General features: G+C 29.4%; 12 protein-coding genes. 10 read left to right on the top strand and 2 right to left on the bottom strand.

The window, feature by feature from the left end:
* Nucleotides 1–38: 38 nt before the first annotated feature.
* A complete protein-coding gene (locus Q0049_RS10685; RefSeq protein WP_298119547.1) occupies nt 39–488 on the bottom strand; it encodes a nuclear transport factor 2 family protein in 450 nt (149 codons plus the stop codon).
* A 136-nt stretch (nt 489–624) separates the two neighbouring features.
* Here Q0049_RS10685 and panB point away from each other — a divergent pair, with 136 nt between their 5' ends.
* The 7 genes from panB (at nt 625) to Q0049_RS10650 (ending at nt 11,566) form a co-directional block, all read left to right on the top strand.
* Entirely contained in the window at nt 625–1,443 is an 819-nt protein-coding gene (gene panB / locus Q0049_RS10680) for a 3-methyl-2-oxobutanoate hydroxymethyltransferase (protein WP_298119546.1), read from the top strand.
* 21 nt (nt 1,444–1,464) lie between these two features.
* Nucleotides 1,465–2,160: an RluA family pseudouridine synthase gene (locus Q0049_RS10675; RefSeq protein ID WP_298119544.1), complete on the top strand. Its 696-nt coding sequence runs from the start codon at nt 1,465–1,467 to the stop codon at nt 2,158–2,160.
* A gap of 79 nt (nt 2,161–2,239) precedes the next feature.
* Nucleotides 2,240–3,655 (top strand): hypothetical protein, encoded by a 1,416-nt coding sequence (locus tag Q0049_RS10670; protein ID WP_298119542.1) that lies wholly within the window; start codon nt 2,240–2,242, stop codon nt 3,653–3,655.
* A gap of 3 nt (nt 3,656–3,658) precedes the next feature.
* Entirely contained in the window at nt 3,659–4,987 is a 1,329-nt protein-coding gene (locus Q0049_RS10665) for an aldehyde dehydrogenase (RefSeq protein ID WP_298119541.1), read from the top strand.
* A 57-nt stretch (nt 4,988–5,044) separates the two neighbouring features.
* Nucleotides 5,045–9,085 (top strand): PAS domain S-box protein, encoded by a 4,041-nt coding sequence (locus Q0049_RS10660; RefSeq protein WP_298119539.1) that lies wholly within the window; start codon nt 5,045–5,047, stop codon nt 9,083–9,085.
* A gap of 41 nt (nt 9,086–9,126) precedes the next feature.
* Nucleotides 9,127–9,996, top strand: a complete 870-nt coding sequence (locus tag Q0049_RS10655) for a neutral zinc metallopeptidase (RefSeq protein ID WP_298119538.1) — start codon at nt 9,127–9,129, stop codon at nt 9,994–9,996.
* A gap of 244 nt (nt 9,997–10,240) precedes the next feature.
* Nucleotides 10,241–11,566 carry a hydroxymethylglutaryl-CoA synthase gene (locus tag Q0049_RS10650; RefSeq protein WP_298119536.1) on the top strand — a complete coding sequence of 442 codons (1,326 nt, stop codon included), beginning with the start codon at nt 10,241–10,243 and terminating at the stop codon, nt 11,564–11,566.
* Between the two features lie 60 nt (nt 11,567–11,626).
* Here the strand turns inward: Q0049_RS10650 and Q0049_RS10645 are convergent, their stop codons facing one another.
* Nucleotides 11,627–13,162, bottom strand: a complete 1,536-nt coding sequence (locus Q0049_RS10645) for a YifB family Mg chelatase-like AAA ATPase (protein ID WP_298119534.1) — start codon at nt 13,160–13,162, stop codon at nt 11,627–11,629.
* 178 nt (nt 13,163–13,340) lie between these two features.
* On the opposite strand from Q0049_RS10645, the gene Q0049_RS10640 reads away from it, so the two are divergent.
* From Q0049_RS10640 to Q0049_RS10630, 3 genes are read left to right on the top strand one after another with little or no spacing between them, the layout of a single operon-like run.
* Nucleotides 13,341–13,823, top strand: coding sequence for a hypothetical protein (locus tag Q0049_RS10640; RefSeq protein WP_298119532.1), 483 nt, complete (start codon nt 13,341–13,343; stop codon nt 13,821–13,823).
* Complete coding sequence (locus tag Q0049_RS10635) at nt 13,813–14,013, top strand: helix-turn-helix transcriptional regulator (protein ID WP_298119531.1); 201 nt, start codon at nt 13,813–13,815, stop codon at nt 14,011–14,013. The genes Q0049_RS10640 and Q0049_RS10635 overlap by 11 nt, the downstream gene beginning before the upstream one ends.
* Nucleotides 14,014–14,064: 51 nt before the next feature.
* Nucleotides 14,065–15,252, top strand: coding sequence for a GAF domain-containing sensor histidine kinase (locus Q0049_RS10630; protein WP_298119529.1), 1,188 nt, complete (start codon nt 14,065–14,067; stop codon nt 15,250–15,252).
* Nucleotides 15,253–15,264 lie beyond the last annotated feature (12 nt).

The raw sequence follows: 15,264 nt of genomic DNA, 5'->3' as shown, positions 1-15,264 counted from the left end.
AGTAAAAAATAGTATTCTGAATAGAAAGTATAAAGATTTTATAAAGATTTCCTTCTTGTATCAATTACATAAATAATTTTCCATCTCGAAGCTTCGGAACCATTTTCTTTAAAAAGTGTGAAAGCATTTACGCCTGAGTGACTTAATTTTCCATCGATATAGAATTCATAAGGTGTCCAAGCATGAGCCATAGTTCCATCAACTTGAATAGAATAACTTAAAATTTTTTCTTCAAAATTAAAATTAGGTGGAATAGTAGCTATTGAATTATAGAATTCTTTAGTCGATTCATCAGATAATTTTGCACCTTTTGCATTTTCCATAATCGATTGCATCATAATTTTATCGGAACAAACTGATTTTAATTTGATAGTATCTTTTGCATGAAAACCCTCAAAAAAAGTTTCAATGACCTTTTGAATTTCTTGATTTTGTGCTTGAAATGAAGTGGTAAAAATCAAACAAATAATTAGAATTGATTTTTTCATAAAATAGTACTTTAAAAGTTGCTATAAATATTAGTATATTTTTCATTGTATTTATTACAAAACTAATCGATTTTATTACTTTTACAACCTCTTAATCTATGAAGTCTAAAAATCTAATCATCAAAGAAGTCCAAATATGTCAGTAGCTAAAAAAGATTACAAACGAATTACAACCAAATCATTAATTGAAATGAAAGCCAATGGCGAAAAAATTTCAATGCTAACGGCTTATGATTTTACAATGGCAAAAATCGTTGATACTGCTGGTGTTGATGTAATTCTTGTTGGAGATTCAGCTAGTAATGTTATGGCTGGACACGAAACTACTTTGCCAATTACTCTAGACCAAATGATTTATCATGCTTCTAGCGTAGTTCGAGCTATTGATCGTGCATTAGTTGTTGTAGATTTACCTTTTGGAAGTTATCAATCAGATCCAAAAGAAGCTTTGCGATCCTCTATTAGAATTATGAAGGAATCTGGTGGACATGCAGTAAAATTAGAAGGCGGAAGTGAAATTAAAGATTCAATTAAAAAGATTTTAAACGCTGGGATTCCTGTTATGGGACATTTAGGTTTAACACCTCAATCTATATATAAATTTGGTACTTACACCGTTCGTGCTAAAGAAGATGCTGAAGCAGAAAAACTTTTAGAAGATGCTAAATTATTAGAAAAATTAGGATGTTTTGCTTTGGTTTTAGAAAAAATACCTGCGCATTTAGCCGAAAAAGTAGCTAAAAGTATTTCCATTCCTGTAATTGGAATTGGTGCCGGAAGTGGTGTTGACGGTCAAGTTCTTGTAATTCATGATATGCTAGGAATGAACAATGAATTCAGTCCAAGATTCTTACGTCGTTATTTAGATTTATACGATCAAATGACAAAAGCTATTGGGAATTATGTTGCCGATGTAAAAAGTCAAGATTTTCCGAATGCTAATGAACAGTATTAGATAGCAGATTTCAGAAATTAGATGGCAGAAAAAATAGTATCTACAAAAGATAACCTACAAATTCTTCACGAAGACAATCATATTGTTGTGATTAACAAGCGTGTTGGCGATATTGTACAAGGTGATAAAACTGGAGATAAACCGTTGTCTGAAGTTGTTAAAGAATATATTAAAGAAAAGTACAACAAACCTGGCGAAGTTTTTTTAGGCGTTGTTCATCGATTGGATAGGCCAACAACCGGAATTGTAGTTTTTGCTAAAACAAGCAAAGCATTGGAACGTTTGAACAAAATGTTTAGCGAACGTGAAACCAACAAAACCTATTGGGCAGTTGTAAAAAACAAACCACCAAAAAACGAAGATAATTTAATTCATTTTCTGAAAAGAAACGAAAAAAACAATACTTCAAAAGCGCATTTAAAAGAAGTTCCTGAAAGCAAAAAAGCGTCTTTAGATTATAAAATCATAAAAGAATTAAATAACTATTTTGCTTTAGAAATCAATCTTCACACCGGTCGTCATCATCAAATTCGAGCGCAATTACAAGCCATTGGTTGCCCAATAAAAGGTGATTTAAAATATGGCTTTGACCGAAGCAATCCTGATGGAGGAATTCATCTTCATGCCCGAAAATTAGCATTCGTGCATCCCGTTTCTAAAGAAAAAATCGAAATAATTGCTCCTACTCCATCGGACGCTATTTGGAATTCCATTTAAAAAATGTATTTTTACATCACAATCATTTAGGGTTTTATCCGTTTGATTTGTTATTAAACCTATATCAAAAATCTATTTTATGAAAAAATCAATTTTAGTTACACTTTTATTAGCAGCAATTGGTGTTCATTCTCAAGAACACTTTGCAGGTTTAAGCACTTCAAGTCGTGTCGGAATTTTAAATGCTGGAATCAATCCTTCGGAATTGAACAATATGTCTAATCGATTTGAAGTCAATATTTTTGGCGGAAGTTTTAATGTTGCCAACAATAAAATTGGTTTTAGCGATTTAACATCTGATACTGATTTTGAAGAGTTAATTTTTACAGGAAGTGAGCCTGTTAACGCCCGTTTTGATATGGAATTGTATGGAATTGGTGTTGCTGTAAAACACAAAAAATGGGGTTTCGGATTTTATACAAAAGCTACGGGAAAACTTGACCTTGTTGATATTGATACGAAAATTGGAGAAGCAATTGCAAACTCAGGCATAAGCAGCATTTTAGCGCCAACTACAATCAATAATAATTATAATCAAAGAATAAACGGTACGACTTGGGGTGAAGTTGCTTTTTCTGCTTCAAGAAATATTATGGATTCTGAAAAACATAAATTTAATGTTGGTGCAACATTCAAATTATTATTTCCTGGTTCGTATGCTAACTTAGGTTTAGATAAATTTTCGGGAACAATTACTAATGTAGGAACAACTGCTTATTTGAGTGGTGTTTCAAACGCATCATTAAATATAGCATATTCTGGTGGTTTAGCTGATAGTTTTTCAAATTTTGATGATTATTCTAAATCCGTATTTGGTGGTATGAATGGATTTGCAACCGATTTAGGTTTTAATTACCAATGGAAAGACGATGTAAAAGACATTGATGAATCAGATGAAAAAGCTGTTAAAAAAATTAAAAATCAGTACAAAAACAAATACAAATTAAACGCTGGAATGTCTATTAGAAACATAGGTTCGATGACATTCAAAGACGATAATAATTATTCAACAGATTATGTATTGAATATTCCAAATGCAACCATAGCCAATCCTGGTTTAGATTTAAGCATATTTGAAAATGTAGAAAGTCTTGATGAAGTTGAAGCAATTTTAATAAGTGAAGGATATTTAAATAAAACACAAGCAGAGAAAAAAGATTTCAAAGTAAAACTTCCTACTACATTTACAGCTTATGCTGATTTAAAATTGGTTTCAAAACTGTTTGTTTCTGGTTTTATTCAACAAAAACTTACTGATGATTCAAATAATGATCAAATTACTGCACAAAACATTCTTACAATTACTCCACGATTCAACACAGGTTTCTTTGAAGTTTATGCACCATTAACAAACAGTGAAGTTTCAGGATTTAATGCAGGTGTAGGATTAAGACTTGGAGGTTTTTATTTAGGTTCAGGTTCAATTATAACTGCATTGGCAAACGATAGTAAACAAGCTGATATTTACACAGGATTTAGATGGGCTTTCTTATAAAACATGGAATTTAAAACAAATATTAGTTACAGAAAAGATAAACTGAAACAACTTCTAAAATTCATAATTAAGTATGAAAATGAAATTGTTACAGCACTTTTCAACGACTTTAAAAAACCCGAATTTGAAGCCGTTGCAACTGAAACAAGTTATGTTATTTCCGATTTAAAACATACTATAAAAAACATCAATAAATGGGCAAAACCTAAATGGGTTTTGCCTTCTTTATTAAATTTCCCATCGTCAGATTATATTTTAAGCGAACCATATGGAAAAGTTTTAATCATTTCTCCATGGAATTATCCATATCAGTTAGCACTTTGTCCTTTAATTGCAGCTGTTGCAGCAGGAAATCAAGTCGTAATAAAACCATCAGAACTAACTCCGAATACCTCTGAAATAATTTCAAAAATAGTTTCGGAAGTTTTTGATAAAGAACACGTTACAGTAATTGAAGGTGGAATTGAAGTTTCTGAAAAACTTTTAGCACAACGTTGGGATTACATATTCTTTACCGGAAGTGTAGCCGTTGGAAAAATTGTTGCTAAAGCTGCTTCACAATTTCTAACACCAGTTACTCTTGAACTTGGAGGAAAAAATCCATGTATTGTTGATGAAAATTGCAATTTAAAACTCACTGCCAAAAGAATCGTTTGGGGAAAATTTATCAACGCAGGACAAACTTGTATTGCACCAGATTATATATTGGTTAAAACCAAAATTAAGTCAAAATTAATTGATGCTTTAAAAGAAGAAATCGTTCTTGCTTATGGTGAAAATCCTGAAAAATCATTGGACTTTGCAAGAATTATAAATAATAAAAATTGGAAACGACAGGCTTCATTTTTAGAAAATGAAACTATTTTATATGGTGGAAAAATCATAGAAGCAGAAAACTACATTGCTCCTACTTTATTAAACGAACCAAAACTAGAGAGCTTAGTGATGCAAGATGAAATTTTTGGACCAATATTACCCATATTAAGTTATGAAAATGAATTTGAAATCGATACCATTATTTCCAACTATGAGAAACCTCTTGCCTTATATGTATTTTCAAACAATATAAAATGGGCAAAACAAATCATGAATAAACACTCTTTTGGTGGTGGATGTATTAACGATACAGTAATTCATTTTTCAAATAATCGTTTACCTTTTGGAGGTGTTGGTCATAGTGGCATTGGTGCATACCATGGGAAAATGAGTTTTGAAACCTTTTCACATAAAAAAGGGATTGTAAAAAAAGGAACATGGTTAGATTTACCTTTACGTTATGCTCCTTATAAAGAGAAGATAAAATCTCTTAAAAAAATATTGAATTGGCTTTAAATTTTGTAAAATATCGATAAAATTTGTATATTGCTTTACAAATCAATTCCTTGTTAGATGCCAAACACTATAAATTTGTTTTATTATTTAATAAATTTAAGTATACAAAAATGCTTATTTGCATTTAACTCTGCATTAACTATCAACTTATCTAAAGGATTCTTCTACAGCAATGGATGGATTTTAACAGCAATTGTGGTTTTGATTTTGTATTTAATCTATACTATTGCTGATAAAACAAATAAAATTCAACTGCATTTCAACAATAATTTTTCAGAATTTGAACCAAAAGAAGAACAGTACAATCTTTACTTACTTTTTTTAGGAATCATACTTCCATTAGTAGAACTCGTTTTTGAGGTTTTTAAAGTAAGAACAAATTCATTTTTTATACCCAATTTCATTTTTGGATTAGTATTGATATCAATCTATTTAATTAGTACAAAAACAAAAATAATTAAAAACTATCTCAATTATATCTTCACCTCATTATATTTATTATACTTCATAACTACTTATTTTAGAATACTTTTATTTCAATTTGACTTAGTTTCCTATGTCGAATTGATAATTGCTTTCTTTTTGTCCTATAATACTTTTAAAAGTGTTGTTCAGTATTGGGTTTTTTCAACTATAACACTTTTGTTCACTATTGGTATTTATAATCAAAACTACATTACTCCTAATTTGGTTGTAATTTTATTTTGTTCCTTTTTAGCAATTATAGCTATTCACATGGCAAGACATATTGCACTTGTAAACACAAAAAATAAATTTTTATTTGCAAACGAAATTGTAAATAAAGGAAACTCATTAACTATTGCAACAAATAAAAAAGGTGAAGTTTCTTATTGTAGCGATCAAATAACTAATTTTTTGGGATATGAACCTGATGAAGTTATGGGAATGAAATTTTGGGAATTAACTCAAGATTCTGAATTTATTGGAGAAGATTATCATAAAAACTATATTGATAACCGATTGTATGTAAGACGTTTAAAATGTAAAAATGGTGAATATAAATACATCCAATGGAAAGATAAAATGTTCAATGAAAATTTAATTATTGGAATTGGGCAAGATGTTACAGAGCAAATTCACATTCAAAATCAACATAGAAATTTAATTGAAAGTGCTAATGACATTATCTATGAAACTGATATTGACGGAAATTATACTTTTATAAACAAACATTCCGAAAATATAATGGGTTATACATTAGAAGAAATGTATTGCCGACATTTTACAGATTTTATTAGAAAAGACTACAAAGAAAAAGTAGTCGCATTTTATTCAAAACCATTAAAAGAAATAACAAGTTTTGAAACACTAATTTTTCCAATTATAAATAAAAATAATGAAACCATATGGTTATCACAAAACGTTTCTATTAAACGAAATGAGATAGGGAAAATAATAGGTTATACAGTAATTGCAAGAGATATTACGATTATAAAAAACATTGAAATTGAAGCTTCAAGGAGAGAAAAAAAAGTTAGAAAGTACAATGATGTCATCAAACAATTAACTATAAAAAGTTTTTCAGGTCAAGAAAATTTTGATGATTTTTTAAACTACTTGCTAAAAATTGTTGCTGAAAAAGTTGATATTAATCGCGTTAGTTTCTGGAATTATTATGATGATAAAATTGTTTGCGGAAAATTGTTTTTAGCAAATAAGAATTATTATGAAAAAGGATTTGTTCTTCATAAAAAAGATTTCCCAACATATTTTGAAGCTATTGAAACAGAAAACCAAATCATTGCAAGTGATGTCTATAAAAACAATGATACAAGCGAATTTTGGGCAGAATATTTTCCAAAAAACAGTATACTTTCAATGCTTGATTCACCAATATATTCTGGAGGAAAACTCATTGGTATTTTATGTTTTGAATCAACTACAAAAATTAAAAATTGGGATACAGAAGATATTAACTTTTCAAGAAGTATTTGCGATTTTATTGCCATTGCCATTGAAACAAATCACAGAATTGAAGCAGAAAGAAAACTAGAATACAAAAGCGAATTACTTTCTGCATTAGCAAATATTACAAACAGTTTTATTAGTAATAAAAATATATTTCACAACTGTAATGAAACTCTTGAAATCATTGGAAAAGCATCGAGAGTCGATCGTGTTTACTTCTTCACTAACGACTCAAAACAAAGAACGGTAAGTCAAAAGTATGAATGGGTTAACAAAAATATATCTCCACAAATAGATAATCAAGAATTACAAAACTTTTCATACGATAATTTTTTACAATTCATTGAACTGCTTCAACAAAACAAACATTTTAATTTTTTAGTAAAAGATTTAGAAGATTTAAAATTTAAAAAAACGCTCACAGAAGAAGATATATTATCGATTTTAGTAATTCCAATATTTATTAAAAAAGAGTTTTATGGCTTTATTGGTTTTGATGATTGTACAAATGAAAGAATTTGGACAGATGATGAAATTAATATTCTTCAAACATTGGCAAACAATATTTCATCAGCAATTGAACGTTATGAAAATGAAAACCTGATTTCTGAAACTGAAGAAAAATTTAGATTAATCGCTAATAATATTCCAGGCACAGTTTATTTATCAAAATTTGATGATCAATCAACTAAAGTTTATTTAAACGATGAAATTGAAAATTTAACAGGATATAGAAAAGAGTTTTTCTTAAACAATACGCTTTCGTTTTTAGATCTTATTCATCCTGAAGAAAAAAACAAAGTGATTTCTGAGCAAATTACTGACATCAAAAATGGCAAACAAATTCATTCAAAATACCGAATAAAAACAAAATCAGGAAATTATGTTTGGATTGAAGAATTTGCTGATGCCATTAAAAAAGATAACAAGATTGAATTTATTGGTGGAATCTATATTGATATAACAAAACAAAAAGAAGCCGAAGAAGCTATTATTGCAAAAGAATTTGCAGAAGCTGCTAACAAAGCTAAATCAGAATTTTTAGCCAATATGAGTCACGAAATACGAACTCCATTAAACGGAATTATTGGATTTACTGATTTATTGAAAAATACAAATTTAGAAGCCATTCAAAGAAATTATATGAACACCATCAATCAATCGGCAAAATCATTGATGGAAATTGTAAATGACATTCTTGATTTTTCAAAAATTGAATCTGGAAAACTTGAATTAGATATTAAAAAATATGATTTGAATGAAATACTGAATCAAGTTATTGAACTAATTAATTATGATTCTAATACAAAAAAAATTGAGTTAAGTCTAAATATTAGTAATCAAGTTCCTAAATACATTTGGGTTGATAGTGTTCGCTTAAAACAAATATTGATAAACTTATTAAGCAACGCTGTAAAATTTACTGAAAAAGGAAATGTTGTACTTTCAGTAAATATCAAAGAAGATACAGAAAATGATGAAAAAACAATTCGCTTTTCAGTAAAAGATACTGGAATTGGAATTCAAAAGGCATACCAACAAAAAATATTTGATTCTTTCTCACAAGGCGATACTTCAACCACAAGAAAATTTGGTGGTACAGGTTTAGGTTTAACTATTTCAAATCAACTGCTTGGTTTAATGAATAGTAAATTACAATTAGAGAGCGATTATGGAAAAGGAAGTGATTTCTTTTTTGACATAAAATTAAAAACATCAAACGATATTGAAAATAGTCAACAAGAAGCTAAAATTGAAGTTGTTGAAGAAAAAGAAAATATCAATTTTGGACATGAAAACTTTAAAATTTTACTTGTTGAAGACAATAAAATCAACATGCTTTTAGCTAAAACACTAATAAAACAAATCATTCCAAATGGAACGATATACGAAGCAGAAAATGGTCAAGAAGCAGTCGATAAATTTTCAATTCTAAAACCTGATTTAATTTTAATGGATGTTCAAATGCCTATTAAAAATGGCTATGAAGCTTCTATTGAAATTAGAAAAACAGAAATAGGAAAACATGTACCAATCATTGCTCTTACGGCTGGCACGGTTGTTGGTGAAAAGGAAAAATGTTTAGAAGCAGGCATGAACGATTATGCTTCAAAACCTATAATAAAAGAAAATTTAAAATCCATCATTATAAAATGGATTAAAGATTAATCAAAAAAACTATATTTGTTATTATTAAAAATTATTAAATTATGAAATGGAGAGGTAATCGTCAGAGTGACAACGTTGAAGACAGAAGAGGAATGTCTAGCGGTGGAAAAGTAGCACTTGGTGGTGGAGCATTAGGAATTATTATTCTTTTGCTTAATCTTTTTGGTGGAGAAAATGCTAAAATGCTTACTCCAATGTTAGAACAAATGAACCAAGGTCAACAAACTGAACAAACTGGTGAACAACGTCAATTAACAGCAGAAGAAAAAGAAATTGGTGATTTTGCTAAAACTGTTTTTGCTTACACAGAAGATACCTTTGGTCAAATATTTCAAGAAAATAATCTGCAATATGAACAACCTAAAATGGTTTTATTTTCTGATGCAGTAGAAACCGCTTGTGGAAGTGCAACTGCTGCTTCTGGTCCATTTTATTGTCCTGGCGACAAAAAAGTTTATATGGATTTACGATTTTTTGAAGAATTAAAAACTCGTTTTGGAGCTAAAGGTGGAGATTTTGCAATTGCTTATGTTATTGCTCACGAAGTAGGTCATCACATTCAAACCATAACTGGAACATCTAACAAAATGCGTCAAATGCAACAAGGTTTAAGCCAAGCAGAAGCAAATAAACTTTCAGTTTGTTTAGAACTTCAAGCAGATTTTTACGCAGGAGTTTGGGCACACTACAATCAAGAATATCTTGAAGAAGGTGACATTGATGAAGCTTTAAGTGCTGCACACGCTGTTGGTGATGATGCCATTCAAAGCAAAATGCAAGGACATGTACAACCAGATTCATTTACACATGGAACTTCAGAACAAAGAAAATACTGGTTCAAACTTGGTTATTCTACAGGAGATGTTGGACAAGGCGATACCTTTGCGAAATATGGTTACGATTTAAAATAAAAATAATAAATCATAAAAAACTAAGAGCAATTATAAAATTGCTCTTTTTTTATGAATTAAACCAAAGTTGGAAATTCTTTAATTGTTATGATTTTGTACAAAACATATCTAATAATTTTATAAAAGTTAAAAAAAATAGGCAAAAATTATCACTTTAATAATTCGTATTCTAAAGCCAAAAAATTAGATATTGTTCAATGGTTTTTATCAATTCAAATGGTAATTTTGTTCAAAATTTACCATCATGAAAGTCGGAATTGACAGCATTGCATTTGATTTACCAAAAATACATTTACCAATAAAAGTTCTTGCAGAAAACAGAAACATTGAACCCGAAAAACTTATAAAAGGTTTAGGATTATATAAGATGAGTTTCCCTGATGTCCATCAAGACGTTATAACTTTTGCTGCAAATGCTGTTTTCAAACTCATCCAACAAGAAAATTTAAATCCAAAAGAAATTGCCCGAATTTATGTAGGAACTGAAAGTGCTGTAGATTCATCAAAACCCATTGCAAGTTATGTAACAACTTTATTGGAACAACAATTTGGTGAAAGCACTTTTAACAATTGTGATACTTTAGACATGACTTTTGCATGCATTGGCGCTGTAGATGCTTTGCAAACTACTTTAGATTTTATCCGTTTAAATCCAACAAAAAAAGCTATCGTAGTGGCGACAGATAATGCCAAATATGATTTGAATTCTACTGGTGAATACACTCAAGGTGCTGGAGCAATTGCGATGTTAATTACTTCTAATCCAAGGGTTTTAGCATTTTCTCAAGAAGTTGGTGTTTCTTCTCAAGGAGTTTTTGATTTTTTCAAACCAAGACGTTATTTTTCTAAAGAAGAAATTTTAAATACAAATGAAAATCCTGAATGGCTTGGAATTTTAGAAAATGAAATTGCCATCTATAAAGAGCAACCTGTTTTTGATGGACAATATTCAAATCAATGTTACATCAATAGAACATCTGATGCTTATTTTCACTACAAAGAAATCACTAATCAAAGCGGAAAATTATACCAATCGTGGGAAAATATTTTGATGCACCTTCCCTATTGTTTTCAAGCAAGAAGAACATTTGTTGAAATTTTCGCTAAAGAAAATAATCTAACAGAAGATATAAAAACCATTTCTAAAACTCCTGAATATTTAGAATTTGTAAACCAAACCATTTTTCCTTCAGAAATTGCTTCGGGACAAGTTGGAAATATGTACACCGGTTCAATTTTCCTTGGAATGTTATCTACATTATGTTTTCATTTGCAACAAAATACAGATTTAATTTCTAAAAAATTTGGTTTTATTGCCTACGGAAGTGGTTCAAAATCAAAAGTCTTTGAAGCCGAAGTTCAAGAACATTGGAAATCCGTTATTGAAAAAACAGAATTATTTGAAACCTTAAATAATTCAACAGAAATCGATTTTGGAACTTACATTACACTTCATAAAAAGGAACGAAAACAATCTGTTTTACAACCTAAAAATGAGTTTGCATTGGATTATATAGAAAAAGAAAATCCTGTTTTAGTTGGTGCTCGATATTATAGATTTAATAAATAGTGGTTAGATATGAGTTTTAAGTTATTAGCGATAAGTAAAATCAATATCTAAAATCTAATATCATCCCAGCCATCCATCTCTGTCCAAACTTCTGTATTGAATTGCTTCTGCAATATGATTGGAAACAACAATTTCAGAATTTTCTAAATCGGCAATGGTTCTAGCAACTTTTAGTATTCTGTCAAAAGCTCTGGCAGAAAGATTCAGTCGTTCCATAGCAGTTTTTAATAATTGCAACGATGCTTCGTCTAAAGCACAATATTCTCTAATTTGCTTCGAACTCATCTGTGCATTGTAATGAATGTTATCAAATGATTCAAATCGTTTACTTTGTATTTCTCTTGCTGCAGTTACTCGTTTTCTAATTTCAATACTACTTTCTGATTTTCGAGTTTCAGTCAATTTATCAAAAGGAACTGGAGTAACTTCAATATGAATATCAATTCTATCTAAAAGTGGTCCAGAAATTTTACTCATATAACGTTGCATCTCCTGTGGTGAAGAACTTTGTGGTGCATCTGGATCGTTAAAATAGCCACTCGGACTCGGATTCATACTCGCAACTAACATAAAAGATGATGGGTAAGTAATGGTAAATTTAGCTCTCGAAATTGTCACTTCCCTATCTTCTAAAGGTTGACGCATCACTTCAAGAACTTCTCTTTTAAACTCTGGTAATTCATCTAAAAATAAAACACCATTATGCGATAATGAAATTTCTCCAGGTTGTGGATAACTTCCTCCTCCAACAAGAGAAACGCTTGACGCTGTGTGATGTGGCGCACGAAAAGGTCGTTGACTCATCAATCCTGATTCTTTAATTTTTCCTGCAACAGAATGAATTTTAGTAGTTTCTAAAGCTTCTTTCAAAGTCATTGGTGGCAAAATACTTGGTAATCGCTTGGCAAGCATTGTCTTACCTGAACCTGGTGGACCAATTAAAATAATATTATGTCCTCCAGCAGCAGCAATTTCCATACATCTTTTTATGGATTCTTGACCTTTGACATCGGAAAAATCAAACTCTGGAAAATCTAATTCTTTGTAAAATTCCTCTCTCGTATTAATAACTGTTGGTTCTAAAGTTCCTTTTCCTTCAAAGAAATTGATAATTTCGGTTACATTTTCAATGCCATAAACTTCTAATCCATCGACAACTGCTGCTTCTTTAGCATTTTGTTTCGGAAGGAAAAAACCTTTGAAACCTTCTTCTCGTGCTTGAATTGCTATAGATAAAGCACCTTTTATGGGTTGCAAACCTCCATCGAGCGATAATTCACCCATAATAATATACTTGTCAACATCATCAGCTTTTATCTGACCTGATGCCACAAGAATTCCAATAGCTAAAGTCAAATCATATGCTGATCCTTCTTTACGCAAATCGGCTGGAGCTAAATTTAAAGTGATTTTTTTTACTGGAATTTTATATCCATTATTGCTTAAAGCTGCGGCAATTCGATAATTGCTTTCTTTAATGGCGTTATCTGGTAAACCTACAAGATGGTAACCTACACCTTTATCAATATTTACTTCTACAGTGATTGTTGTAGCTTGAACGCCAAAGACAGCGCTTCCAAATACTTTTACTAACATGGCTTATACTTTTATTAAATGGCTTATACAGTTGCAAATATATAATAGTTTGAAATTAAAAAAACTAAAAATATTAAATTTTTATAGAAATGTAAATTATGGCATACATTTTGTAAAGTTTATTTTACTATTAGTACACTATGCTTTACAAAAGTATTAACTTTTAAAAATTAAAATCATGAAAACACACTTTTTATTTCCGAATTCATTCAAGAAAATTGGATGGTTCTTATTTGTTCCTACAATGGCTACAATTCTGTACATTTGGTTAATCGACAGTAGTCAATTAGAAAATCTTTTAGAGTTTAAAGTTTTTGCGTTGTATAAAACGAATATACTTGGAGCATCAGAATATCTAGTATTCATTAAAAATCATTTAATTGATGAACTTTTGACAATATTATTAATGATTAGCCTTCTATTTGTTGGTTTTTCTAAAACAAAATCAGAAGATGAAATGATTGAAAAGATTAGATATGAAAGTCTAGTTTGGGCAACTTATTTTAATCTTTTTTTACTTTTATTCAATACCATTTTCTTTTATGGATTATTTTATGGAAACTTCATCATATTGAATATTTTTTCACAGCTACTGTTCTTTATTATACGTTTTCATTACAAAATTTATCAATTAAATAAAGCTACTCACGATGACGAATAATTTAAAAGTTTTGCGAGCTATTAAGAATATTTCGCAAGAAGAATTAGCGAAACAAATTGAAGTTAGTCGCCAAACTATAAATGCAATGGAAAAAGGAAAGTATGTTCCTTCTACTGTTTTGGCATTAAAATTGGCTCGCTTTTTTGAAAAATCAGTAGAAGAAATTTTTACCTTAGAAACGACAGATTAATTGCAAATCCATTTGTTAAAATATTTCGTATATACTACAAACAAAAAAAACATGATTGACGAAAACGAAAGAATTGAAATTTTAAATCAATACCAACTATTGGACACAGAACCCGAGTCAGAATATGATAATATCACTTATATTGCCTCAACACTTTGTGACACTCCAATTTCTACAATTACACTTGTTGACAGATACCGACAATGGTTTAAATCTAAAATTGGTTTAACCAATAATGAAAGTTCTAGAGAAAGCTCTTTTTGCTCACTTGCTATTGAAAAATCTGCTGAAACTATTGTTATTGAAAAATTAATGGAAGATGAAGATTTTAAAAAAGTTGGCTTACTGAATGGATTGACTAATGAAGGATTTTATGCTGGTGTACCAATAAAAGACAATGAATCTGGTGCTGTTCTTGGAACACTTTGCGTTATTGATTATGTGAATAAAAAATTATCTGATAAGCAAATAAAATCATTGGAAATATTAGCAGAGCAAACCTCAAAATTATTCTCTTTACATAGAAAGTTCAAAAAATTGTCTGACAATAATGAATATTTACATTTAAAATATTCTGAGTTGGAAAAATTTGCAGGAGTAATTTCTCACGACATGAAATCTCCGTTAAATAATATAATTTCTCTTATTCGATTGATTAAAGAAAATACTGAAACTGCTTTAAAAGATGAAAATTTTGAATACCTAAATTTAATTGAAGAATGTTCACTTCAATTGAAAGATTACATTGATGGTATTTTAAATTATTATAAATTAGATAGTATTGATTTATCAATTAAAGACGAATTACTTATTTCAGAAACTGTTGAAGAAATAAAAAAAATGCTTTCAATAGATTCAAATGTAACTATTTCTTATGCGAGTGAATACAATAGTTTAAAAATGTCCAAATTTGCTTTAATACAATTACTAGTTAACTTAATTAGCAATGGAATTAAATATAATGACAAAGAAAATATTACTATTGGAATTGTTTTCAAACAATTAGAAAACAATTATTTAATTGAAATTTCAGATAATGGAATAGGTATAAAATCGGATGATTTTGACAAAATATACAAATCCTTTAAAAACTTAAACATTAAAGACCGCTATGGTAACTACGGAACTGGAATGGGTTTATCTAGTGTAAAGAAAATTGTAGATAAATTGAAAGGAACTATATCTATTTCATCAGATATAAATAAAGGAACGACTTTTAAAATAATACTTCCATCGTAACAAAAAGCCCAT

Origin of the sequence: Flavobacterium sp. (genome assembly GCF_027484205.1) — a bacterium.
Taxonomy (GTDB): Bacteria; Bacteroidota; Bacteroidia; order Flavobacteriales; family Flavobacteriaceae; genus Flavobacterium.
This window is presented reverse-complemented; position numbering and strand designations above follow the sequence as displayed.

Coding starts and splice junctions, on each gene's coding strand:
- Q0049_RS10635 (WP_298119531.1), top strand. CDS start 13,813: ATGACGAATAATTTAAAAGTTTTGCGAGCTATTAAGAATATTTCGCAA.
- panB (WP_298119546.1), top strand. CDS start 625: ATGTCAGTAGCTAAAAAAGATTACAAACGAATTACAACCAAATCATTA.
- Q0049_RS10650 (WP_298119536.1), top strand. CDS start 10,241: ATGAAAGTCGGAATTGACAGCATTGCATTTGATTTACCAAAAATACAT.
- Q0049_RS10655 (WP_298119538.1), top strand. CDS start 9,127: ATGAAATGGAGAGGTAATCGTCAGAGTGACAACGTTGAAGACAGAAGA.
- Q0049_RS10640 (WP_298119532.1), top strand. CDS start 13,341: ATGAAAACACACTTTTTATTTCCGAATTCATTCAAGAAAATTGGATGG.
- Q0049_RS10645 (WP_298119534.1), bottom strand. CDS start 13,162: ATGTTAGTAAAAGTATTTGGAAGCGCTGTCTTTGGCGTTCAAGCTACA.
- Q0049_RS10665 (WP_298119541.1), top strand. CDS start 3,659: ATGGAATTTAAAACAAATATTAGTTACAGAAAAGATAAACTGAAACAA.
- Q0049_RS10660 (WP_298119539.1), top strand. CDS start 5,045: ATGCCAAACACTATAAATTTGTTTTATTATTTAATAAATTTAAGTATA.
- Q0049_RS10675 (WP_298119544.1), top strand. CDS start 1,465: ATGGCAGAAAAAATAGTATCTACAAAAGATAACCTACAAATTCTTCAC.
- Q0049_RS10630 (WP_298119529.1), top strand. CDS start 14,065: ATGATTGACGAAAACGAAAGAATTGAAATTTTAAATCAATACCAACTA.
- Q0049_RS10670 (WP_298119542.1), top strand. CDS start 2,240: ATGAAAAAATCAATTTTAGTTACACTTTTATTAGCAGCAATTGGTGTT.
- Q0049_RS10685 (WP_298119547.1), bottom strand. CDS start 488: ATGAAAAAATCAATTCTAATTATTTGTTTGATTTTTACCACTTCATTT.